This window comes from Rhodococcus sp. 008 (assembly GCF_001682295.1).
Classification (GTDB): Bacteria; Actinomycetota; Actinomycetes; order Mycobacteriales; family Mycobacteriaceae; genus Rhodococcus_F; species Rhodococcus_F qingshengii.
The window spans coordinates 3,573,173-3,594,974 of record NZ_CP012749.1 but is presented as its reverse complement, the minus strand read 5'-3'; the positions used below and the strand labels follow the sequence as shown (position 1 = coordinate 3,594,974).

23 protein-coding genes are annotated in these 21,802 nt (G+C 61.0%); 16 read left to right on the top strand and 7 right to left on the bottom strand.

What is annotated here, in order from left to right:
* The first annotated feature begins 390 nt into the window (after positions 1-390).
* The 3 genes from AOT96_RS16700 to AOT96_RS16690 are packed head-to-tail and all read left to right on the top strand — an operon-like array spanning position 391 to position 2,422.
* Positions 391-753: a GntR family transcriptional regulator gene (locus tag AOT96_RS16700; RefSeq protein WP_042452337.1), complete on the top strand. Its 363-nt coding sequence runs from the start codon at positions 391-393 to the stop codon at positions 751-753.
* Positions 750-1,685: an ABC transporter ATP-binding protein gene (locus AOT96_RS16695; RefSeq protein ID WP_058227586.1), complete on the top strand. Its 936-nt coding sequence runs from the start codon at positions 750-752 to the stop codon at positions 1,683-1,685. The genes AOT96_RS16700 and AOT96_RS16695 overlap by 4 nt, the downstream gene beginning before the upstream one ends.
* A complete protein-coding gene (locus AOT96_RS16690; protein ID WP_007726514.1) occupies positions 1,682-2,422 on the top strand; it encodes a hypothetical protein in 741 nt (246 codons plus the stop codon). Before AOT96_RS16695 ends, AOT96_RS16690 begins: the two co-directional genes overlap by 4 nt.
* Positions 2,423-2,571: 149 nt before the next feature.
* On the opposite strand, the gene AOT96_RS16685 is transcribed toward AOT96_RS16690, so the two are convergent.
* Both AOT96_RS16685 and AOT96_RS16680 read right to left on the bottom strand, forming a co-directional pair.
* Positions 2,572-3,063, bottom strand: coding sequence for an FBP domain-containing protein (locus tag AOT96_RS16685; RefSeq protein ID WP_007726512.1), 492 nt, complete (start codon positions 3,061-3,063; stop codon positions 2,572-2,574).
* Positions 3,064-3,263: 200 nt separating this feature from the next.
* Complete coding sequence (locus AOT96_RS16680; RefSeq protein WP_007726510.1) at positions 3,264-3,881, bottom strand: hypothetical protein; 618 nt, start codon at positions 3,879-3,881, stop codon at positions 3,264-3,266.
* 183 nt (positions 3,882-4,064) lie between these two features.
* Between AOT96_RS16680 and AOT96_RS16675 the strand changes: the two genes are divergently transcribed.
* The 5 genes from AOT96_RS16675 to AOT96_RS35760 all read left to right on the top strand — a co-directional run bounded on the left by AOT96_RS16675 (position 4,065) and on the right by AOT96_RS35760 (position 8,901).
* Positions 4,065-5,729, top strand: a complete 1,665-nt coding sequence (locus AOT96_RS16675) for a hypothetical protein (RefSeq protein ID WP_231917219.1) — start codon at positions 4,065-4,067, stop codon at positions 5,727-5,729.
* 46 nt (positions 5,730-5,775) lie between these two features.
* Positions 5,776-7,029, top strand: coding sequence for a wax ester/triacylglycerol synthase domain-containing protein (locus AOT96_RS16670; RefSeq protein ID WP_065352041.1), 1,254 nt, complete (start codon positions 5,776-5,778; stop codon positions 7,027-7,029).
* Positions 7,030-7,166: 137 nt separating this feature from the next.
* Complete coding sequence (locus AOT96_RS16665; protein ID WP_042452347.1) at positions 7,167-8,051, top strand: MBL fold metallo-hydrolase; 885 nt, start codon at positions 7,167-7,169, stop codon at positions 8,049-8,051.
* A gap of 186 nt (positions 8,052-8,237) precedes the next feature.
* Complete coding sequence (locus tag AOT96_RS16660) at positions 8,238-8,699, top strand: Hsp20/alpha crystallin family protein (RefSeq protein ID WP_007726499.1); 462 nt, start codon at positions 8,238-8,240, stop codon at positions 8,697-8,699.
* A gap of 58 nt (positions 8,700-8,757) precedes the next feature.
* On the top strand, positions 8,758-8,901 hold the full coding sequence (locus AOT96_RS35760) for a hypothetical protein (RefSeq protein WP_165639161.1): 144 nt from the start codon (positions 8,758-8,760) through the stop codon (positions 8,899-8,901).
* A gap of 357 nt (positions 8,902-9,258) precedes the next feature.
* Here AOT96_RS35760 and AOT96_RS16655 read toward each other — a convergent pair whose 3' ends face one another.
* Positions 9,259-9,975 (bottom strand): TetR/AcrR family transcriptional regulator C-terminal domain-containing protein, encoded by a 717-nt coding sequence (locus AOT96_RS16655; RefSeq protein ID WP_042452349.1) that lies wholly within the window; start codon positions 9,973-9,975, stop codon positions 9,259-9,261.
* 223 nt (positions 9,976-10,198) lie between these two features.
* Here AOT96_RS16655 and AOT96_RS16650 point away from each other — a divergent pair, with 223 nt between their 5' ends.
* From AOT96_RS16650 to AOT96_RS16635, 4 genes are all read left to right on the top strand, one after another.
* Positions 10,199-11,530, top strand: a complete 1,332-nt coding sequence (locus AOT96_RS16650) for an ice-binding family protein (protein ID WP_065352040.1) — start codon at positions 10,199-10,201, stop codon at positions 11,528-11,530.
* The gene (locus tag AOT96_RS16645; protein WP_065352039.1) at positions 11,531-12,184 is read left to right on the top strand and encodes a class F sortase; all 654 of its coding nucleotides are present in this window, start codon (positions 11,531-11,533) and stop codon (positions 12,182-12,184) included. It abuts the gene before it with no gap.
* Between the two features lie 95 nt (positions 12,185-12,279).
* Positions 12,280-13,431, top strand: a complete 1,152-nt coding sequence (locus AOT96_RS16640; RefSeq protein ID WP_054826870.1) for an alkane 1-monooxygenase — start codon at positions 12,280-12,282, stop codon at positions 13,429-13,431.
* On the top strand, positions 13,428-13,802 hold the full coding sequence (locus tag AOT96_RS16635; protein WP_065352038.1) for a hypothetical protein: 375 nt from the start codon (positions 13,428-13,430) through the stop codon (positions 13,800-13,802). Before AOT96_RS16640 ends, AOT96_RS16635 begins: the two co-directional genes overlap by 4 nt.
* Positions 13,803-13,846: 44 nt before the next feature.
* On the opposite strand, the gene AOT96_RS16630 is transcribed toward AOT96_RS16635, so the two are convergent.
* The 4 genes from AOT96_RS16630 to AOT96_RS16615 form a co-directional block, all read right to left on the bottom strand.
* Entirely contained in the window at positions 13,847-14,263 is a 417-nt protein-coding gene (locus tag AOT96_RS16630) for a hypothetical protein (protein ID WP_065352037.1), read from the bottom strand.
* Between the two features lie 13 nt (positions 14,264-14,276).
* A complete protein-coding gene (locus AOT96_RS36055) occupies positions 14,277-14,600 on the bottom strand; it encodes a pentapeptide repeat-containing protein (protein WP_442978619.1) in 324 nt (107 codons plus the stop codon).
* A gap of 682 nt (positions 14,601-15,282) precedes the next feature.
* Positions 15,283-16,083: a peptidoglycan DD-metalloendopeptidase family protein gene (locus AOT96_RS16620; protein ID WP_231917217.1), complete on the bottom strand. Its 801-nt coding sequence runs from the start codon at positions 16,081-16,083 to the stop codon at positions 15,283-15,285.
* Between the two features lie 688 nt (positions 16,084-16,771).
* On the bottom strand, positions 16,772-18,487 hold the full coding sequence (locus AOT96_RS16615) for a 3-ketosteroid-delta-1-dehydrogenase (RefSeq protein ID WP_003943733.1): 1,716 nt from the start codon (positions 18,485-18,487) through the stop codon (positions 16,772-16,774).
* 187 nt (positions 18,488-18,674) lie between these two features.
* On the opposite strand from AOT96_RS16615, the gene AOT96_RS35325 reads away from it, so the two are divergent.
* From AOT96_RS35325 to AOT96_RS16595, 4 genes are all read left to right on the top strand, one after another.
* A complete protein-coding gene (locus tag AOT96_RS35325) occupies positions 18,675-18,815 on the top strand; it encodes a hypothetical protein (RefSeq protein WP_156778952.1) in 141 nt (46 codons plus the stop codon).
* 159 nt (positions 18,816-18,974) lie between these two features.
* Positions 18,975-19,523 (top strand): hypothetical protein, encoded by a 549-nt coding sequence (locus AOT96_RS16610; RefSeq protein WP_064443219.1) that lies wholly within the window; start codon positions 18,975-18,977, stop codon positions 19,521-19,523.
* A gap of 470 nt (positions 19,524-19,993) precedes the next feature.
* Positions 19,994-20,416, top strand: coding sequence for a hypothetical protein (locus tag AOT96_RS16600; RefSeq protein ID WP_007726468.1), 423 nt, complete (start codon positions 19,994-19,996; stop codon positions 20,414-20,416).
* A 98-nt stretch (positions 20,417-20,514) separates the two neighbouring features.
* A complete protein-coding gene (locus tag AOT96_RS16595) occupies positions 20,515-21,765 on the top strand; it encodes an amidohydrolase (RefSeq protein WP_065352036.1) in 1,251 nt (416 codons plus the stop codon).
* Positions 21,766-21,802 lie beyond the last annotated feature (37 nt).

The following is a 21,802-nucleotide window of genomic DNA, read 5'->3' as shown; positions in this document are numbered from 1 at the left end:
GTCAACACATAGCGAACTCCCCATCTACAACGTCCATGCAGAATGACCCCCGCGACATAGTTGCCGCCTTCGACGAGGTGGCCGAATTCATTGAGGCGATAACTACCGGCCACCCGAAGGTGCCCCGTCCCGTGGTCGACCACCTAGATCGGCGGTTCCATGGTTCCGAAGAAGCTCAATGCCTGTGCGCAACGCCCCGGGATCTGGAAGTCGTAGCCGGTCTGCATCCAAGCTGTTCCATCAGCCTCTGCGATGAATGTCCCGATAGGCAGCGCTCGGAGACCCAAGTCATCGGTGCCAGATTCCGCGATCTCATTGCCAACATGCCCCACGACGTTCTATGGTTCATTACATGAGTAATGAACGAGTGAACATCGGGCATCGATCATCGTGATCGACGACGGACGACCACTGTTCCAGCAGATCGCCGAGCAGATCGAAGGCTCGATCATCGACGGCTCCCTGCCGGAAGACGGGCAGGTGCCCTCAACCAACGAACTGGCGGCGTTCCACCGAATCAATCCGGCGACGGCAGCCAAGGGCCTCAATCAGCTCGTAGGCGAGGGGATCCTCTACAAGAAACGGGGAATCGGAATGTTCGTCACGGTCGGCGCCCGCGACGCACTCAGGTTCAGACGACGAGAAGCGTTCGCGCGCCAATACATCGAGCCGCTGGTCACGGAGGCCGACCGGCTCCAGATTTCCCTCGGCGAACTCAAATCCATGCTGGACGACAGGAAGGCGGACCGATGAACGCAAGCACGACAACGACCGAGCCCCGAGTCAGGCGTTTCGACGAAACTGAACTTGTCGCCTCGATGCGCTCCGTGGACAGAAAGTACGGGGATGTCGACGCGCTCGCGGACGTCTCGTTCGAGATCAGCCGCAACAAGATCTACGGCCTACTCGGCCGTAACGGCGCAGGCAAGACGACGATCATGCAGATACTGACCGGGCAGGACCTGCACACCAGCGGCGACGTCGAAGTTTTCGGGGCCGCCCCTTTCGAGAATGCCGACGTCCTGGCGAACGTGTGCTTCGTCAAGGAAAGCCAGACGTACCCCGAAGACCTCAAGGTCAAGCACGTACTCGTCGCCGCCGGCCATCTACTCCCGAATTGGGACCACGCGTTCGCCGAGACACTGCTTGACGATTTCCAACTTCCCCTGTGCCGCAAGGTGAAGAAGCTCTCGCGCGGCATGCGGTCAGCGTTGGGAGTGATCATCGGACTTGCCTCCCGTGCACCGCTCACGCTTTTCGACGAGCCGTATCTCGGTCTCGATGCCGTTGCACGCCAACTGTTCTACGATCGCCTGCTTGCGGACTACGCCGAACATCCTCGCACTGTGGTGCTTTCGACTCACCTGATCGACGAGGTAGCCAATCTACTCGAGCACGTGATTGTCGTCGACGGCGGCCGGATTGTCGTCGACGCAGACGCGGATGCACTGCGTAGCCGCGCCGTGGTGGTATCCGGTCCCATTGATGCGGTGGATGCCGTTGCTGCGTCCGGCAGGGTCCTGCGCCGGGAGACACTGGGCGCCCACAGCCGAATCATGTTGCAGGCCGATGTGACAGAGACCGAGCGAAACCGACTGCGGGAGGCAGGAGTCCAAGTGGAACCGGCATCTTTGCAGGAACTTGTCATCGCGACTTCGACGCAGCGCAAGGAGATCACCGTATGAGTATCGCAACGACAGAGCCACGGACGGTCCCGAAGACGCCCGCTCGGTCCAGGATCGGTGCCGTCCTACAACTGCACACGGTCGCGTGGCCGTTGCTGATCGCCTGGCCGGTGGGCATCCTGTTGATCTCGTTCCTGATCAGCTTCACTATCTACGCGATCGTCGGGAACGAGGAGGGTGAGGGATTCACCGGCAGTGTGTTCTCGGTCTACGGTTTCGTGCTGGCGTTCTACCTCCAGTCGATGACGCAGACGTTCCCATTCGCGCTCGGACTGAGCGTGACTCGCCGCGAGTTCTTCACTGCCACCACGGTTATGGCGCTGGCACAGTCCGCAGTCTTCGCAATCGCGCTGCAACTGCTGTCCGTGCTGGAGTCCGCCACCAACGGCTGGGGTGTGCACATGCGCATGTTCGGCATCGCACGCTATTTCACCGACAACACCGCCGTACAGTTGCTCGCACTGTTCGCGACGCTGCTGCTGACCAGTTCGATCGCAATGCTGGCAGGTGCTATCTACCAGCGGTGGAGGATCACCGGTCTACTCGCCTCCCTCACCGGGCTTTTCGGCTTGCTCGGCTTGTCAGCGATCGCGATCACCTGGGCTGGGTGGTGGCCGGCGATCGGTTCGTGGTTTGTCGATACTCCCCGAGTGGTACCGATGGCACTACTCCCTCTGGCCCTTGCCATCGCGTGCATCGCCGGAGCCTGGGCGACGTTGCGTCGAGCAACGCCGTGACCGCGCAATCATGTGCGACGCCACATGTCGCGTCGTCTCGAAGTGCTCGTCGGATCAAACCCGTCTAGACAGCTCGTCCCCCTCCCTGAGTCAGGAAAGGGGGACGAACGTCGCAACAGGGTGCTATCTCGTCCCCGATTTGGTCCGCTCTACTGCCGAGCCACCCGCTCGACAAAACTCGAAGCCCGCAGCACCAGTTCATCTTTCCGGTTCTGGCGCGCAGCGGCGGCATCGTAGCCGGCATACGGGAGCGGGGGGTCGTTACGAACATTGGACGAGCACTGGAAGTCTCGGCAGATCAGTGTTCCGACCGTGCTGCCACGTCGACCGGCGGGCCCGGCCAACTTGGCGCCGTAGAAGACGACCTCGTTGGGGAGTCGCGTGTCGCGGCACCAGGAGCACTGGGCGCGCGATCGCGGAGTGGCCTCGGCTTGAACGAGCAAGACTCCGATGGTCTCCCCGTCGAGTGTCGGGACGATCGCGTAGGCGCGTCGGCCCATTTTCGGATCTCGCCAGCCCAGGTAGTCGAGAGCGTCGAAGTCGATGGTGCCGAAGCCGTCCGGCAGGGTGAGATCGGACTTCTCCTTACGACTCGCGTTGACGAGGCTGGAACGAATAGATGTATCGGTCAAAATGATCATGGGTGTATACCAATCGTGGCTCGGTGAAGGTGGGTACAGCTCATGGCCCGATCAGCACCAAGTGCTGTCGGGTCCGAAATGCGCTATCTGTCGCCGGCGAAGACGACGCCGACAACCCCCTCACGCCCATGGGGCGTCACCGTGTACGTATCCACACCGCGATGGTAGCTACAGGCCTGCGTTACAGGCCACTCGATTTATCAGTCACGCCATACCGCCGTGAACTCGTACCAAGGTCCGCCGAGGTGAGTTGCGGAGAAATCATCGAACCCCGATGGTGGGCCGCTGGGCGAGTACACCCACCCACTCGAGGTGATGAACATGCTGTCGTTGTCGATGAAGTAGACCTCATCCGGCCGCACGACATGGGCACTACTGATATCGAACTGGCCGATCTCGAGCTCTTCCACGGTCGATTCAGGCTGCTCCAAAAGACCAATCGCGATGGTCTCGAACTCTCCGCTCTTGTCGAGGAAAGTTGCCGGCGGCATCAACAACACCAGAGCTACTGCAGCGATGACGGCGATCGGGGAGGACAGAATCCACCACGACCACCGCCGGTCCTGGCCAAGGGCATAGAGGGTGCGGATCGCCCACACCAGACCGACCACGATCAAGATGAGCAGAGCCGCGGCGCTGACGAGGAAGGGATCCAACCATCTGTACTCCCCGAACGGCGAAGGCCACCAACCGTAATGCCGGCAGACCAACGCAATGAGCGGAACAACGGTGAATGCCAAAAGAATCGGCCCCGGTGGCTTGGACGACTCCGGAGGGTCAGCTACCAACCATTCACCCAGCGACTTCGGCCTTCTCATCACCCCACCGTATCTGCAGGTCATGGCAAAACTCAGCTACACGGCGAATACCTTTGCAGTACACGCACTCTCGTTCCACTCACAACAACCAACGCAGCGATCGGCACTCTCGCCGCAACCGACACAGATGGACAAACCTCACAATTCGCAGATTCAACGTGCCGATCATGCGACAATCGGACGGTGAACGAGACCGCGAGTGGAGTTTCGCACCCGCACCGACCGCGACTGCTGAGCGTCGGCGTCCTACTCTCCGCCGCCCTCCTGTGGTCCACTCCCCTCGCCGCTGCCGCGCCCACCGAACCTGGGCCGGCCAGTTGCATATCATTCGGAACCGCCCAACTGCCACCAGGTGCGCCCTCCGGTGGAGGTCGAGTCGGGTTGGCAAACCTACCGACATTCACCGGTTCAACCGCCCCCAGCTCGGTCCAGATCCGCACGCCAACTACGCAATTCAATCGTTTCTGGGACTTCGCGCTAGTCGACCACGACTTACTCGCTCGGCCGCGAGAGCCAGGCGCATCAACGGCTCAACCGTGGCGTTTCGTGCCGATGCCCGAGTGCCTGCGTGGACGACTGGTCGGGATATCACTGGACGACGACGAACTCGTCGCGGTCGACGACAACGGCTGGATCTACACGATGGACAACGCATCCCAGGATCCGCTGGTGTGGAATTGGACCTCGGCATGGGGCGCACCGCTGTGGAGCGGTCCCGGCCGACAACTCCCCGGAGACCACCCGAACGGGTGGGCACTGAGCGTCTCGTCGCCTTGGGACAACCAAACTTTCACCGACGTCGCAGGACGGATTCACTTCGTCGGACTCGCCAAGATGACGATGATCCCCACGTTGACCGGGGACGGCAGCCGGATAACCTACGCGGACCCGTGGCTGCCCAACGACGACAGCTACGAGATCGGCGGCCCGCTCGGCGGGCGATTCCAGGCGGACTCGCTGTCGGCGGCCGGATCAACCACTTTCGTGATGAACAAGTACGGCGACATATACACCCGCACATTTGATTTCGATTCTTCGGGATCGGACTCGATCTTCTTCCGCTACAGCTGGGAAGATCAGTCGGACAAGCCGTCGGCACCCAACCTCGTGGCCGAAACACTCGACCGCAGCACCGCCGCGATCCGACTTCCGGCCCCAGACTGGGTGCACCAGCCCAAAATTCCCGGTGAAGTCACATCCGCGATCAGTGTGCACTCACTCGGTCCCGGCCCGAACCGGCGGGAGTTGCGCGTCGAGGGTCTCCGCGGCGCCGAATCCGGCTTCTGGCACAAGGATCTCGTCGGGGATGCCTGGGAGTTCACGCCGACCGGCGCGTCCCTCCTCGGCACACTGATCGAAAACGCGCCGACAGACCGGTCGACGGATACCCTGTCCCCCGCTGCCCCCTGGCACTTGTCCACGACCCTGCCCGCCCGCGACGGTGCCATCGACGGTCAGGCTCTGATCGACATCGGGTTTCCGTACTCTGTGGTGGATCCGCGTCTGCTCGACGCGATCGGCCAGCACGCACAACCGTCCGGATACCGACTGGACGTGGACCATTTCGACCCGGTCGCCACCACGCGGACCGCGACCGTGACTGCACCGGATGGCACGGTTCTTCCGGTCGTCCTGCACACCGCCGACGGACTACGGATGGCTCCCCGCGCATCCGGCCTCGATGCCGATCCGCGCCACCTCGTCGGGGCAATCGAGATCCCGTCGGACGCGTACGCGGATCGGGCATCGAACCCCGCTCTGGACGCGTTCGTGCAGGACTGGATGCGCGGAAACCCCATTGCCGCGATCACGCTCAGCGCCACCGACCACGACTTGGTGATCCGCTAGCCGAAACCATCGCCGTCCACCGTGTCGCCTCGATTAGGCTCAGCAGATGGTCGACACCACACCCGACGTGCCGATATCACCCGTCGACGCTGCGAGCTTCCAGCTCGGTGTGCACGTCCAGCCCTACCTGGTCACTATTGCCGGACTGCTCGCTCCTGGTGGCTTCGTCGATCGAGACGGTCGACCTGATCTAATGCGACTTCACCGCACCCTCGCCGCTCACATCGCGCAGGAGCCGTTACTGCGGCAGCGACCGATCATGCGGAACGGGTCATGGTGGTGGACGGAAAACGACATCGACTTCGACCTCCATCTCTCGCTTGACGAACGCGGGCCTACAGAACCCGACTTCGAATCCGTCTGTGGTCGACTCGTGATGCAACCCCTCGACACCACCCGACCGTTGTGGCACATCGCCTTCGTTCCTGCAGCTCGACCGGGTCTGTGCGGCATTGTGATCCGAGTGCATCACGCGGTTCTCGACGGCGCCAGAGCCAGCGACCTTTTCGAGCGCTTGTTCGCCTCACCTGATTCGAAAAGTACCGACCCGGGCGCTCCCGTGGCGAACATCCCTCCGAAGGCCGCCGGTTCCCTCGACCTCCTCCGATTTCGAATCGGTACTTTCCTGCACCGGCCAATCCGATCACGGGTGTTGCTGGGCGCCATTGGTCCCACGAGATCGATCTCGTCCGTCAACGTCCGCACCTCTCTGATCGAGCATGCCGCGCAGCAAGCGGGAGGCACTTTGAACGATGCCTATCTCGTTGCGGTGGGCGGCGGACTGCGATTCATCCTCCAAGAATGCGGCGAGCCCATCCCCAAGTCGATTGCGGTATCGGTACCCGTCGCAGTCACAGCGATCGGTAGCGCACGCAATGCCGTCGGGTTCATGATCATCGACCTTCCACTTCGTGAAACCGACCCACAACGCACAGTCGCGATCGTCGCGAAGCAAACCGCTGCGGCCAAACCTTCCGCACGCGCTGCGGGAACAACCTTTCGGTCACCGCGTATCGCCGGCGTTTTCGACAAGCTCGCAAAGCGGCAGCACATGATCGGTGCAGTCGTGTCCAACGTCCATGGACCGCGCGGCCCGCTCACGCTCGACGGGGCAGCGCTAGTCGAACTCTGGCCTCTGGGCCCGTTGGCGGGCAATGTCCGCGTCGGCTTCACCGCAGCGTCCTACAACGACACATTCTGGATCGGAATCCAGGCCGATGCCGAGCATCTCCCACCTGCAAGCAAGATCGCCCGAGCCGTCGAACGGACTCTCGACGAAATAGCCGGCACTGCACACTGACTGGATCTACTGCCACTATCCGATGCACCTCGCCGCTTGGGCAACGGATACTGTCGAGACGTCTCGACAACATCTCCACTGATTCGAGCCTGCAAGCCGGTGTCGTCACGACACGATCGTCACGAGGAAGGCGAAAGATGTTCACACCTGCAGAATTCGGCAAGGTCTCGGTACTGGTTCCTGAGAACGGTGGTGCCGTCCCCTACGGGAACACCGTGGTAGTGCACGGATCTGAAAGCACGCTCGTGATCGACCCTTCGCTCTCCCTCGACCGCGATCCCGTCGGCGCAGACCTCGTATTCGTCAGCCACGGGCACGAGGACCACATCGCCGGACTACGCCATTTCGACACCCCGGCCTATGCGCACCATCTCGACGCACCCGCAGTCGCATCCCTCGACACGATGCTCACCAATTACGGCCTTCCTCCGAACGAACGAGTCGAGGTCCAGCAGTCGATCGCTACGCAATACGGCATACCCCCGACCCACGAGAACGTGTCGGGGATCGCGGGCGGCCACGTCTTCGACCTCGGCGACCGCACTGCGACAGTCATTCATTTGCCAGGGCACACCCGCGGACACTGCGGGGTCCTCGTCGAACCCGACGGCTTCTTCTACGTCGCCGACATCGACCTCACCTCCTTCGGCCCGATGTACGGCGACCTGGGTAGCAGCGTCAACGACTTCCTCGACTCCATCGACCACGTCGCAACGATCGACGCACGCTGGTACGGAACATTCCATCAGAAGGGCGTGGTCGAGGGCAGCGACGAGTTCCGTCGCCGGTTGTCCGCATACCGCGACAAATTACTGAGCCGCGAAGACCGTCTCATCCAATTCCTCGGCGAACCAAAACTCTTGGAAGACATAGTCGCTCATCGACTCGTCTACCGCCCCCACGTATCGGCCCCGTACGTCGACGCCGTCGAACGACGGACAGCTCAGCTACACCTCGAACGACTCATCGCATCCGGTGCCGTCACAGTCGACGAAGACAAGGTGTTTCGCCGGACCCTCTGACATCCCTGGCGAACTGATCGCGCCATTTCGGATACTTCCGAAAATCGGACCGAAGTTCACCGAAAAAATCTGGCACTCGAGGTTGCAGAGTGCCAGTTTGGCTGGTTATCATGTTCTCGCACAGTAAGTTCGGTCGCCGTCGAGGTGACGGTGACCTTTCTTAGACGATACGGGAGGTGTGTTGCTGTGCTTCGTTTCGATCCTTTCACCGACATCGACGCGATCACCAAGTCCCTGCTTGCCACCGGAACCGGCAGCAGCCGAAGTCCACGCTTCATGCCGATGGACCTCTACAAGATCGATGACCACTACGTCCTTCACGCCGATCTTCCCGGCGTCGACCCAGGATCAGTGGACGTACAGGTAGACGGCTCGACCCTCACCCTGACCGCGCACCGCAGCGCCATTTCCGAAGAGGGAGTGACGTGGCTGGCCGGTGAGCGTTTCACAGGAACATACAGAAGGCAGCTGTCCATCAGCGAGGACATCGATTCCGAACGGATCGTCGCCTCATACGACAACGGCGTGTTGACCGTGACCTTGCCGATCGCAGAGAAGGCGAAACCGCGGCGGATCGAAATCTCGTCGGGGCCGCCGTCCCGCACCGCAAACTCCGAGGTGAAAACCCAAGGACAGATCGAAGCCTGACCTGAACGGCTTGGCACGAAATCGACTGTACGAGAGCCTTTCATCCAGGAGGTCCACTATGCCCGCGCCAATCATGGCCCCCGCCGCAGCTCTGGCTGAACCGGTCGTCTGGAACGAAGACCCGCAGCGGCAAGGCTGGTGGAAGCGCATCCTCGCGGCCACCCCGCCCGAGAACCCCACCAACGAAGAATTTCAACCCTGACAAAACCAGACCGTGTTCGCCGAATACGGTCACCCACAAATGAATTGATGCCTTCCGTCCGTCCACCGAGGCGGACGGAAGGCATTTACAGGCGCTCTACACACGTTCAGCTCGATGAAGCATTCCGGCCGAACCGAAGAGCCATCACCTGCAGCAGGTCAGGAACCGCCCGAAATGGGCGAAGCAGGACGAAACACTCACACAACAAGGACGAAGCTCGCCGCCACCCTGCCAACCGTGACTCGTACGGTTGAAATGTAGACGTCAGTGACTGCGCTGACGCTTACCGACCTCGTCGGTCCCCTGAATTGTGTGGCCGTCGAGGTCGTCTCATGTCTATACCCAAACTGAAAGTGGTCAGCCCTCAACCCTCGTCGGAGGAGATGCCGTCGCCAGACCCTCCAGAAGGATTGCCAGACCGCGCTCGAGTTCGTCCTGCCCGTCGTAGTGAGCCATGATCGTAGCCATCGACCGCAGTCTCGGAAACTCGGCAAGCGCAAGCCGATGCAGACCGAGCCGCAAGAGATCGTCCGTCTCCTCGGGATTTTCGACTATTTCCTGAAGCTCGTTGAGAATGTGCCCGTTGAGGAAGCCGAACACTGCTCGGTAGATGTGTAATGCGTCTTCAGGAGTGAAACCGGCCCGTATCAGCAGTTCGAGAATCGCTTCGACGTAGCGCAACGTCCCGGGAGGACGCAATCCGAGCGGGGTGGACAGCGGCCGAGTGACCAGCAAAGGAACCACGTTGGGGTGCGCGAGCGCGAGGCGGCGATACCCGTACGCAACTGCGTGCAGCTGCCCCCTCCAGTCGCGATCGGACGGGTCGACGACCAGTTGTTCGAGCACGGTCTCGACGACCCCGTCCAGCAGGGCCGCCTTGTTGGCCGCGTACCTGTAGAGAGTCATCGGATTTCTGTCGAGCGCTTTGCCCAGTCGGCGCATGGAGAGGCCGTCGGCACCTTCCTCGTCGATGATCGCCAACGCCGTCGAGAGTACGAGCGCCCTGGTGAGGGGCTCCTCGCGGTCCGCGGCGGGAATCAAACCCTTAGTGCGATCTGGCGAGTGTCCGGTCATCCACAAAACATACATCGTATGCCTACGCGTTGACAGAACAGTACGGCTGGTTTACTGTTCGGATACGCCCTATGCATACAACGTATACACACATCGTATACCCGGAATGTCCGGATTTACGTGGGCGCTCATCGATACGTCCCGGCGCCGGAGTCGGCGCGGACGTACGGACTCACTTTCGTCGCATGAGTCCCTTCTTCAAAGGATCGAAGATGAACAGAACATGACAGCACCCACCGCAACACGACGCTCGCGGTTCTTTCAATTCTCGGGTATTGCAACGATTTCCGTTTTCTCCGTCGGCATTCTCGTCTTGCCGGCCGGCACTGCCGGCGCGGAAGCGACTGCTGTCGGACTCGGCACCGCTGAGCCCTTTGCAGTCCTTGCCGGAGCAGGAATCACCAACACCGGACCGACAACCCTCGGCGGCGATATCGGCACGTATCCGACTCCAACCATCACCGGTGTATCGGACCTGACGATTACCGGCACCAATCATGGTGGCGACGCGGTATCGCAGGGAGCGAAACCCGACGTGTTGACTGCCTACAACACTCTTGCCGGTCAGGGACCCACACAACCGCGGGGAGACGACTTGACCGGTCGGACACTGGTTTCGGGTGTCTACAACTCCGGTTCGTCGATCGCACTGTCGGGAACCGTCACCCTCGACGCGCAAGGTGACCCCGATGCAGTCTTCGTCTTCCAAGCGGGATCAACGCTGATCACATCGTCGTCCAGCACCGTTGCACTGATCAACGGAACGCAGGCGTGCAATGTTTTCTGGCAGGTTGGAAGTTCCGCCACCCTCGGCACCAACTCCGTCTTCCGAGGAAACCTGTTGGCGCTGACAGACATTACTGCCACAACCGAGGCAACCGTCGAGGGTCGACTGTTGGCGATCAATGGCGCGGTCACTCTGGATACGAACACCGTTACGATCCCGACCTGTGCGCCTCCTGTCACGACCACGACTCCGACCACTACGACGACTACAGTCCCGCCTGACACCGCGACGACTACCACCACGACTGTGGTCCCGCCGGTGGTGACTACAACCACGACGGTCGTCCCGCCGGAGGTGACTACAACCACGACGGTCGTCCCGCCGGAGGTGACTACAACCACGACTGGTACACCGGTGGAAGCGACGACCACCACACCAGGGCCGAACGGCACGACTACAACCACTGTGGACGTACCGCCGATCATCACGACCAGCCGAAACATTCCGTCCATACCCGAGATTCCCGGTCTCCCACCACTGCCGGGAATACCTCCCACCGTTCCCGGGACGGTAACCGTCCCGTCTCGGGTGCCGACGACGTCAGCTTCTCGAACGGGTACCCCGACCACTCAACCGGTAGGCCCGGAATCCCCGAATGTTCGAGCCCCTCAGGTGCAGCAGGTACCACGAGGGTCGGTCGACACCGGTGACGGAAGCACACAATCCCAACGCGGCGGACAGTCCAGTGGAGGGTGGATCGCCCTGCTCGTCGGCTTCTTCAGCGTCGTGGCTATGTCGGCCCTCGTCATCCGTCGGACAAGTCGATAGATGAAAGACGAAAACTCCGTGATGGCTCCGCGAACTCGCCGAGCCATCACGGCTCTCGCCCTTACTGTTTCAGTACTCGTAACGGTGGTCGGATGCGCCGGTGGACAATCCGACAGCGGAAATTCACAACCACACTCGTCGCCTCGACAAGACACCACATCCGCGCCGCGCGCCACTGACTCTGCACTGCCCGAAAGGGCGCCGGTAACTGCTGACCACCGCCCCGCGCGCCTCGAAATCCCGTCCATCGGCGTCGACACCGACATCATCGATCTCGGACTCGATACCGATGGAACACTCGAGGTCCCACCGGATGGGAAGGACGCAGGGTGGTACACCGGCGCTCCCGCCCCCGGTGAGGTCGGACCGGCAATCATCGCCGGCCACGTCGACTGGCAAGGCTCCGACGGGGTCTTCTTCGATCTGCGGAATCTCGAAACAGGAGCCGACATCATCGTCACCCGCGAAGACGGAAGTCGCGCAGTGTTCACCGCTACCAGTGTCGAACACTTCCCCAAAGAGGACTTTCCCACCGACGTCGTATATGGCGACATCGACCACCCCGGACTCCGGATCATCACGTGCGGTGGATCCTTCGACGAAACCGCACGCAGTTACAACGACAACATCATCGCATTCGCAGACCTGGCCTAACCGCCTGAGACGCCGCAGCACACCACTTCGAAAGTCCGCACGAACCGTTGGAGAGCAATGACCGTATTCCACTTTCCCGTGCTCGAGAAGTTTCGATGACAGACACCGACGACATTCGAGCGAGCGCCGAAGCAGGTGTCGACGCTCCTGCATGGCGGGATCGGAAGCGTTACTGGTGGCCGTTGGGATTGCTGATCCCGCTGAGTCCCTTCCTGTCCTGGCTGCTGGTCGAATATTTGCACCTCGGCCTGTTCTGGGCGACCGGTGCCTGGATCCTGATTCTCGTCATCCCGATCGTCGACGTCGCAGTCGGCGCAGATGGCCGCAGCCCACCGGACAACGTGATCGCGGCATTGCAGGACGACCGCTACTACCGATGGTGTACCTACCTGTTCGTGCCACTTCAATACGCTGGCCTCGTCTTCGCCGCATGGTGTTGGGCGCACGCCCCGATGGCAACCGGAGAGAAGATCGCACTGGCGATGACCGTCGGCGTCGTTGCGGGCGTCGGTATCAATGCCGCACACGAACTAGGCCACAAGAGCAGCCGCCTCGAGCGGCGGTTGGCGAAAATTGTGCTCGCTCAATCGTTCTACGGGCACTTCTACATCGAGCACAATCACGGTCACCACGTCAACGTTGCGACGCCGCGCGATCCCGCCAGTGCTCGTTTCGGGGAATCGTTCTGGATATTCCTGCCCCGCAGCGTATTCGGAGGTCTGAAATCGGGCTGGCGGATCGAATCAGCACGCCTGCGCCGGCAGGGTTCACCCGCACTGTCGCCTCGAAACAACATCTTGCAGGCATGGTCGCTGAGCGCCGCACTGTTCGGGACGTTGATCACCTTATTCGGGTGGCAGATACTGCCCTGGCTGCTCCTGCAAGCCTTGGCCGGGATCACGTTCCTCGAGGCCGCAAACTACCTCGAACACTACGGATTGCTCCGTGCGCGAAGACAAGACGGCAGCTTTGTCAAAGCCCGGCCCGAAGACAGTTGGAACAGTGATCATCTCTTGTCCAATTTGTTCCTGTACCAATTACAACGACACAGTGACCATCACGCGAATCCGCGTCTGCGCTACCAATCTCTGCGCAGCGCTCCAACCGCTCCGCAACTCCCTGCCGGATACGCGGTGATGATCGTCTGCGCTGCCGTACCACCACTGTGGCGGCGGATGATGGATCACCGTGTCCTCGGCTACTACAACGGCAACGTCGAGCTCATTCACACCAAGGCGACGATATGAATGACAATGCCCGAGACGACGACCACAGCGACGGGCACTACACGGCCACCGGGCCGACCAAACACGCCAGAGCTGCGTACCAGCCGGCGCGCACCCGGCTCAGACGAGCCGCACCGAGCCTAGACGTCGTCGCTGCCGCGGAGTACCTGTTGACCCAGCCCGACGCATACCTCTATCGCCGCCGATACCTCGACCTGATCACTCAAACCCCCGGGCCCGACGGAACATCGATCACCGACTACGCCGCAGCTGAACGCTACCTACTTGTCACCGCTACCGCGCACCGCAGAACTCATAGTGAGGTTCGTCCATTGCCGGCACCCGGCGATTTCTGTGAAGTGGTCACCGCAGTGTTTGATGCCAGAGAGTGACAACAGCCTGACGAAATCGGGAGCGCAGCATTTGTCATTTGCCATCACAGCTTTGATTCGCGCTCGCCAATGTCATCGACGATCAAGAACTCGATCTTCGCTCGCTCCCCGTCCGCATCGAAGTCGTTGTCGCGGTCTGAGACACGCGTGATCAGTTCCGTCAGTGCCGCATGGATCGTCGTGTACAGAAATGCACGCGGGTCGGGCACCCCCATCACGTCGTCAGTGTTCATCTGTACCTGCGCCGTAGCGGTACGCCTGCCCAGAAATACACGCGGAAGCCGGATCCCGGTCGGATCGGTCACCACGGAGATGTCGCCACCAACGACAACAAACAGATCGAAGTCGTACTGCATCGCGATGCCCCTCAGCCGGTGTCTGAGCCGAGTCAACTCCTCGATGAAGTCAAGCGGCACCGACGGTCCACCGAATACTGTCCTGAACGTGACCCCGCGAGTCATCGATCTGCCCCCTTTACGAATCATCCATTTCAGGATCGAGGGCCATACCCTCTGTGTCCTTCACGCCAAGTGCTCGGGCATATCGACCGGCATACCGCTCCAGTGCGACTGCTGAATCGGCCTCACCTTCCCATTGATCCGGAATCGCGGTGCCGTCACACGTTGTTCGCGACACTTGCGCCTCGGAGAACTCGACAGCGGTCCGGGTGAAGGAACACCGCACAAAACTCGTGGCCGCCGAGAATCGTGCGCCGCCGAAAGTGCACTCCACGAATGAGGTATCGGCGAACTGCGCACCAGTCAGGTCTGTGTCGTCGAATGCGCATCGTTCGAACACAGTATTGGGCACGGAGCGGAGCCCGCGCGCTTTGGCTCCAGTGAAATCGCAATCGACGACCCTCGGTCCGAGCGCCAGACGAGAGAGCGTCGCACCCCGGAAACTGCACCGTTCGAATCGGCGATTGAAACGGGGCTGTCCGGTCAGTGCCACGAAATCGAAACGGCAGTCGAATAATTCGGATTCGAAGACGGAGATCGGACCCCGAGCGTAACTCAGATCAATCCGTTCCAACGTGAGATACCGGATGTCCAATCCAGCGCTACCCGCTGTCAGGCCACGCACATCGATCAGCCCGTCATCGGTCTCCGTTCATGGGGAGACGAGAGTGTGGGGCGGCTTGACGATCCGCGACTGATCGAGCAGCTGCGCCCGTAAATTATCGACGCCCTCATCTGACCAACGTCGACGTAGGGAGGTGATCGCGGACCGGTTCACGGGCTCAATAGTATCGGCAAGATCCCCAGCGATTGGCCGTGGCTGCCCGAGAAGCGAACCACCACACATCAGTACTTCGGTAGGAATCACTTCTCGGAGCGCGCAAAACAGCCGGACCGTGAAATGCACGGCCCGGCTGCAGCGCTCACGCGCACGAAGTGGAACTCGGAGTCAACTGGGGTACTGAAACCGGTCGTGTACGAGCCGTTGACTCATCCCCGGATCAGTATCGAATTATCAACTCTCACAAGTTGATCACGTCGCCCACAAGGATCTGATCGGGATTGACGATCTGCGGATTCATGTCCCACACCTGCTGCCAGGTGAGACCTCGTTCTGTCGCGAGGTCGAACAATGTATCACCGGCTGCAACGACTACCTCTGAGCCGGGCGCTGGAGTCTCCGACTCCGGAATGCTTTCTACCGGTACAGATTCGGATGCCTCAGAGTAGACAACGGGAGCAGGCGCCGGTTCCGGTGCAAATTCGGGTGCTACGTCCTGTGCCGGCGCGGGCGCGGGAACAATACTCGACCCGGTATCGCACGCCCCGATCGAACTCAGGAAGGACATGGGATCGACGGCGCCCCCACTGTGAATGCGGAGATGCAGATGTGGGCCGGTGGAGCTACCGGTGTTACCCGTTGCCCCGATCTCGTCGCCTACCTCGACGTGTTGCCCCACACCGACCCATGTTTCGGAGAGGTGGCCCATCTGAATCTGCTCGCCACTGTCCGCTTCCAACTGGATGTACGTTCCATATCCACCCGGATCATTGGGTCCGGCAACAGAAATCGTGCCCGATGTGGGCGCGTGGAGCGCGGTGCCGACGTTGACAGCGAAGTCGACTCCGTCATGTCCCGCGTGGTAACCCTGCGAAAGTGATCCGCTTACCGGCCACTCCCAATTGCAACTCGCCGACCAGCCCTGCGCACCGGCGGTACCTGCATTGGCTACTGCTCCGGCCCCCACAAGGGCGCCCAGTCCCGCAGTTACGGCGATGAATCGTTTTGTGCTGGAAGGCTTGTGTTTTCTGTGCTTACTCATGTTTTCCTTGACTGATGTGCTCGGAGCGGGTGCAGGCTCTACCCGCAGACAGCACTCAATACGTGCTGAGCTACTCGGTGTATCGCACCAAGACTCCGTTGGAGTGAGATGTTCGGATCGCGCCATGGAGAGAGGTACGGTGACCGCTCTCGAACGCGAGCGCGCGCATAGACCCGCAGGTCTGCATCTCCTGGTGACAGCACAGGAGATACGGGTTCTACATCGAGGCAGTGCCTGAATCGATCGTTGATCGAGGACTACGAATGCCGGAACAAACCGAAGGCTTCTCATTCGAAGATCGACAGGGTGGGTGTCTACCCGGATGGTCGGAAAGGGGGTGGAACATGGAGATCCTTGCGTTGCGGATGAGGAATCACCTCATACGCTGTCGCTTCACGACGCTCCACACCACGGTTGAATTACCTGGGTACATACCTGTTTTTGCGCATTCGACCCGACCGGTCGATATCAGGCGCGCCTTCGGTAGATGGCATCTGTTCGAACAATCGCCAGTGCCCCATGTCACTTCTGGAGACGATACCGCGTCTTGGTCACCTGGCGCGTCAGCGTTACCGAGATGGGACATACAGGTGCATTGCTCCTACAAGCCGAACGGGAGACCAGTGCACGTTCCCGGCATCGGAAACGCGTGCTGATCTCCCGTTCGGCGATCTGTTGCCTAGTGGATCTACTGCTGAGTCGAAGCTACTTTCTCGGCTGCGTGGTGGGCGGCAATGTATCCGTAAACCAGCCCCTGGCCGATCGTCGCACCGGCGCCCGGGTAGGTGTGACCGAATGCGTTGGCCGCAGTATTGCCGATCGCGTACAGGCCGTCGATCACGCTGCCGTCCTCACGAAGCACGCGTGCATGCTCGTCCGCCTGCACACCGCCGCAGGTGCCGAGGTCGCTGAGCGTCATCTTCACCGCGTAGAGGGCACTCGTGTCGAGCTTCCTCAGGTTCGGGTTCGGGGACACTGTCGGGTCGCCGTAGTACCGATCGTATGCACTTCCGCCGCGACCAAATTCCGCATCGCTACCGGCAGCAGCGGCCTCGTTGAACTTCTCGAAGGACTCGGCAAAAGCCTCCTCGGGAAGACCGACCTTGCGGGCAAGCTCGACCGGACTGCTCGCCTTGTGCGCGATGCCGGAGTCGAAGAATGCCTGCGGAAGCGGCTGACGGGGGAAGATACCGCCTGCGAACACGTAGCTGTTGCGGTACTCCTGGTCGAAAACAAACCACATCGACTCGGCCGGATCTCCGGCCTTTTCCCGTTCGAGCACGCGCTGGCCGAACGACATGTAGTCCGTCGCCTCGTTCACGAATCGACGACCGGTCTGGTCGACGATGAACGAGCCTGGCAGCGCACGCTCTGCGAGCATCACCATCGGCGGGCGGCCCTTGATGCTTGCCACCGCCGGGAACCACCACGACTGATCCATCGATCCGATACCTGCGCCGAGCTCTTGTGCTGCCTCGATCGCTTCGCCGGTGTTGCCCTCTGCGCCCAGGCTCTCGTGCTCACCGAGGCTCTCCGACTGGTACTTGTGGCGCCACTCCATGTTGTGGTCGAACCCGCCGGCTGCCAGAACGACACCACGCCGAGCCGTCACCGTCACTTCACGTCCGTCTTGCACTACAACTGCACCCGTTACGCGGCCATCTTCGGTGATGAGCCGAACCAACGACGTTTCCGTCCACACCGGGATACCGGCCTGGACCACACCTGCGAACAGGCCGGCGGCGAGCGCCTGACCGCCTGCGATGTATTCACGCTTGAGTACGTACTTGCCGTAAACGCCCTGCGCCAGGCGGCGGATGATGCGAGGGAAAGCCTTGCTCGGCTTCTTCACCATCAGGTTCATCCACTTGTAGTCCGCACCTGTCACCGGCATCGGCAGTCCGGCTTCCATCAAACCGGGCCGCAGGCGACCGCGTTCCGCGCCGAGTACCGACGCGTCGAACGGCAGGCACTCGCAGGTACGTCCGGCGGCGCTACCTCCCGGCAGTTCGGGGTGGTAATCGGAGTATTCCTTGGCCCAGAAGAACTTCATGGGCGTCGTGCGGTAAAGCATGTCGACGGTGGCCGCACCGTTGTCGACGAATGCCTCCCCACGTTGGGCAGGGGCAGTATCACCGACCACCGACCGCACGTATGTCTTCGCGCGCTCAACGGTGTCGCCCGCACCGGCTTTCGCCAAGATCGGGTTGGCAGGCATCCAGAACGCTCCACCGGACCGCGCCGTCGAACCGCCAACGTACTGCGTCTTCTCCACGATCAGCGTGGACAAGCCGAGCTCGTTCGCGGTGAGGGCGGCAGCCATGCCGGTACCGGACCCGATCACCAGTAGATCGACAACGATGTCCTTGGCTTGTGTCGCGGGGGGTGCCTGATTCTTCGCCATTGAACAAATCCCTTCACGTGGTTATCGACGTAGAACGCTAAGGCAGTCGCGGCGCAGAAGGTTCCGGATGCCCAGTCAGCGGGACATTGCGAGTGGATTGGGGAAGAACGACTCCTGCCACGGGTCGGGCGTTGTGCCCGCCCCAGCAGAATCGCGGCTTGCCTTCTTCGATGTCTACGCTGCTCACGTGAGGACAAATCCCAGCTTCGGCATCGTCGACGAAACGCTCGGCACCCTTGCACGCGGCATGCTTCCCCGCCTACGCCACGTCTTCGAGCAGCACCAGGCTCTTCACCGTCAGGACGTCGAAGCGATTGTCAACGTCTGACAGACTCGTGCGGTTTGCATTTCATGGACGGGTACTGGCCGGCGGTTCGCTTCAACGGCGACGATGGCGTGATCGAGGTGACTGTCGAATCCTGACCGCGATCCTTGTCTCGGGCTGTCGGCTGATGTTCCTCGGCACTGATGAAGAATAATCATCTACATGAAATGGAACACCCCTACAGAGACCGGCTGGTTCGTCAACCTCGCCGAAGGTGGTTCGGCCGTATCGATATTCGATCCGTCGGGGAACGTTCAAGGCGAACTGATTCCCGCATCCGACGACGGATCGGAGAGCGTTGCCGGCGGGCGGAAGAGGAAATCGTCAACAGCCGAGCAGGATCGATCCAGGCTCACATTCCGCAAAGGCCGACCTGCATCACTTCGATTGTCCGACGGAACGATCGGGACCCTGATCGACCAGAAGCCCAAGGCCATGCGCCGCAAGAACAAGCTGTGCGAAGTCGATATCGCGGGCAGAACATACCTCTTCGTTCATTCATCGGGCCGAAAGGCAACAGCCCGGCGTGACGGAATCGCATTGGCACACATGGAACGTGGCCGATGGTCCGCTAGAAGTACCGTCGCCAGAAGAACCCTCACGGCAACGGACGCCCTTGACGAATGTGTCCTGACACTGTTTCAGAAGGTAGTGACACCTGGACGTACCGGCGCCTTCGATCAGGTACTGACCGACCTCAGCAACATATGACGTACGCCATATTCGGTGGATCTCAACCGCACTCGAGATAATGACTTTCAACTCTCAGGTCCACGGACATGCCTTGGACACAATGAGTTTCACATCTCGGAGCGGAAGGCTGAAACCAGATCATGGTCAATGTCGACGCTTTGAACACGCTCGCCCAGCGATTGTCGCCAGGTGCGATGATCACAGATCCAGATCTACTCCAGTCCTATCGGCAGGACTGGAGTTTCGATCCCGCAGCCGGAACACCGGTTGCCGTAGTACGTGCTTCGACGACGGCAGAGGCGGTTCGACGGACGGCATCTGAGGCCGCCACATGTAGCGAATAGCGCCGAGTACCTGAATTCTCCTGTGCAACCGGATATGGTGAGGCTGTCGTCTTCAATGCGGCGATGCAAGAAGGGAAGCTACGACCAAAACGTTACGTCGGGGAAGACAAGCAAATCACCTGGACATGGCTGGAGGCCTCCGTGATGAATCTCGTTCGCCGACTGAGCGTCTGCACATCCGTCGTGATCGCTTCTACTCTGACGTCGGTGGCGCTCGCATCCGCCGCGGTGACCATTCCATTCCAGGTCAACCCTGCGCCGTACGGCAACCCGAACGGCAGCTTCGACGCGCCGGCCGTCCGCTGCGTAGCTGTCGTCGGTGAACAACCCGGCACGGTGACGATCACCGGAGGCAAGGAAGGCAGGTGGGGATGCCTGCTCTCGTCGGAAGTGCGCTGGCTGAACCTTTCGACCGGGGCCTCCGGCTCCGCTCGGCTCTCGGACGGTCTCAACGGAGTCCCAGCAGAGGCGATCGTGCAGACCGGGACCGGTCAAGTCGCTGTTGCCGTGCTGTCTGTGGCCGGATCCATCATCACCCCAGGCGTCACATCGTTCTACGTGCCGTAGCACCAGAACTCCGCATCACCGGCACCGTGGGACCTAAGGTCCTGTTTACCGACCCGTCATCCCGGTTAGCCTGAAAAGACGCTACCGAGAGGACACTCATGACCTCGTCAGTGCACGAAACGATCGCCGTGGATCTGGATTTGATCGACCTGTACAAGGACCTCCACAGCCATCCGGAACTGGGGTTTCAGGAGCAACGAACATCCAGTCTGGTGGAAAGACATTTAACAGCACTTGGATTCGACACCACCACCGGTGTCGGGACTACCGGAGTCGTCGGAGTCCTGAAGAACGGAGTGGGCCCCACAGCGCTGCTGCGTGCGGATATGGACGCCCTCCCGGTTCGGGAAGAAACCGGATTGGACTACGCCAGTACCGTGACAACGACCGACGATCAGGGAAAGACCGTCTCGGTCAGCCACGCGTGCGGGCATGACCTGCATACGACCTGCTTACTCGGTGCGGCCCGGATCCTCTCTCACGATACGACGACATGGTCTGGCACTCTTGTCCTCGTCTTCCAACCGGCTGAGGAACTTGGCGCGGGTGCGCAAGCCATGGTCGACGACGGACTGTTCGAGCGATTCCCGAGGCCCGACATCGTTCTCGGACAACATGTATCGCCGCTACCGGCAGGCACGATCGCCGGGCACGCCGGCCCCTCGTATGCGGGATCGGACTCACTTCGTGTGAGACTGGTCGGAAAGGGCGCCCACGGATCTATGCCGGAGAACTCGGTCGATCCCGTGGTCATGGCAGCCGAAACCGTGTTGCGTTTGCAAACTGTCATCTCACGCGAGGTCCCGAGTACTGCCACAGCTGTCCTCACCGTCGGCTCCATCCATGCTGGAGATGCCGCCAACGTCATTCCCGGCGAAGCAGAACTGCAACTCAACATCCGCAGCTACGACGCAGGTGTGCGTCAGCGCATCCTGGACAGCGTCGACCGCATCGTCCGGGGCGAAGCGGCCACCGCCGGTGCACCCACCTCACCGACCATCACCGAGACGGAGCACTTTCCGATCGTCGTCAATGATCCGGCAGCGCTGGACAAGACACTCGATGCGTTTGCCGAATGGTTGGGGACGAACAAGATTCTCGATCCCGGAGCGGGAGCAGGTAGTGAAGACGTCGGCATTCTCGCGACCAGTGCCGGTGCGCCACTGTCGTACTGGCTGTTGGGCGGTACCGACCCTTCACTGTTCACGACAGGTGACATGACTGATCCGGCTTTGCGAACCGTGCCGTCGAACCACTCTCCGCACTACGCTCCCGTGATCGAGCCGACCCTGACCATCGGTGTGAACGCCTTGGTCGTCGCGGCCAGGACGTGGCTCCCAACTCCCTAGAGTGTTGCGGGTCCGCAATCGATCGATCGTCCATGCG

Excerpts from the sequence above, each read along its gene's own strand:
- AOT96_RS16695 (WP_058227586.1), top strand. The coding sequence starts at position 750 with ATGAACGCAAGCACGACAACGACCGAGCCCCGAGTCAGGCGTTTCGAC.
- AOT96_RS16690 (WP_007726514.1), top strand. The coding sequence starts at position 1,682 with ATGAGTATCGCAACGACAGAGCCACGGACGGTCCCGAAGACGCCCGCT.
- AOT96_RS16685 (WP_007726512.1), bottom strand. The coding sequence starts at position 3,063 with ATGATCATTTTGACCGATACATCTATTCGTTCCAGCCTCGTCAACGCG.
- AOT96_RS16680 (WP_007726510.1), bottom strand. The coding sequence starts at position 3,881 with ATGAGAAGGCCGAAGTCGCTGGGTGAATGGTTGGTAGCTGACCCTCCG.
- AOT96_RS16670 (WP_065352041.1), top strand. The coding sequence starts at position 5,776 with ATGGTCGACACCACACCCGACGTGCCGATATCACCCGTCGACGCTGCG.
- AOT96_RS16665 (WP_042452347.1), top strand. The coding sequence starts at position 7,167 with ATGTTCACACCTGCAGAATTCGGCAAGGTCTCGGTACTGGTTCCTGAG.
- AOT96_RS35760 (WP_165639161.1), top strand. The coding sequence starts at position 8,758 with ATGCCCGCGCCAATCATGGCCCCCGCCGCAGCTCTGGCTGAACCGGTC.
- AOT96_RS16655 (WP_042452349.1), bottom strand. The coding sequence starts at position 9,975 with ATGACCGGACACTCGCCAGATCGCACTAAGGGTTTGATTCCCGCCGCG.
- AOT96_RS16650 (WP_065352040.1), top strand. The coding sequence starts at position 10,199 with ATGACAGCACCCACCGCAACACGACGCTCGCGGTTCTTTCAATTCTCG.
- AOT96_RS16645 (WP_065352039.1), top strand. The coding sequence starts at position 11,531 with ATGAAAGACGAAAACTCCGTGATGGCTCCGCGAACTCGCCGAGCCATC.
- AOT96_RS16640 (WP_054826870.1), top strand. The coding sequence starts at position 12,280 with ATGACAGACACCGACGACATTCGAGCGAGCGCCGAAGCAGGTGTCGAC.
- AOT96_RS16635 (WP_065352038.1), top strand. The coding sequence starts at position 13,428 with ATGAATGACAATGCCCGAGACGACGACCACAGCGACGGGCACTACACG.
- AOT96_RS16630 (WP_065352037.1), bottom strand. The coding sequence starts at position 14,263 with ATGACTCGCGGGGTCACGTTCAGGACAGTATTCGGTGGACCGTCGGTG.
- AOT96_RS16620 (WP_231917217.1), bottom strand. The coding sequence starts at position 16,083 with ATGAGTAAGCACAGAAAACACAAGCCTTCCAGCACAAAACGATTCATC.
- AOT96_RS16615 (WP_003943733.1), bottom strand. The coding sequence starts at position 18,487 with ATGGCGAAGAATCAGGCACCCCCCGCGACACAAGCCAAGGACATCGTT.
- AOT96_RS16610 (WP_064443219.1), top strand. The coding sequence starts at position 18,975 with ATGAAATGGAACACCCCTACAGAGACCGGCTGGTTCGTCAACCTCGCC.
- AOT96_RS16600 (WP_007726468.1), top strand. The coding sequence starts at position 19,994 with ATGAATCTCGTTCGCCGACTGAGCGTCTGCACATCCGTCGTGATCGCT.
- AOT96_RS16595 (WP_065352036.1), top strand. The coding sequence starts at position 20,515 with ATGACCTCGTCAGTGCACGAAACGATCGCCGTGGATCTGGATTTGATC.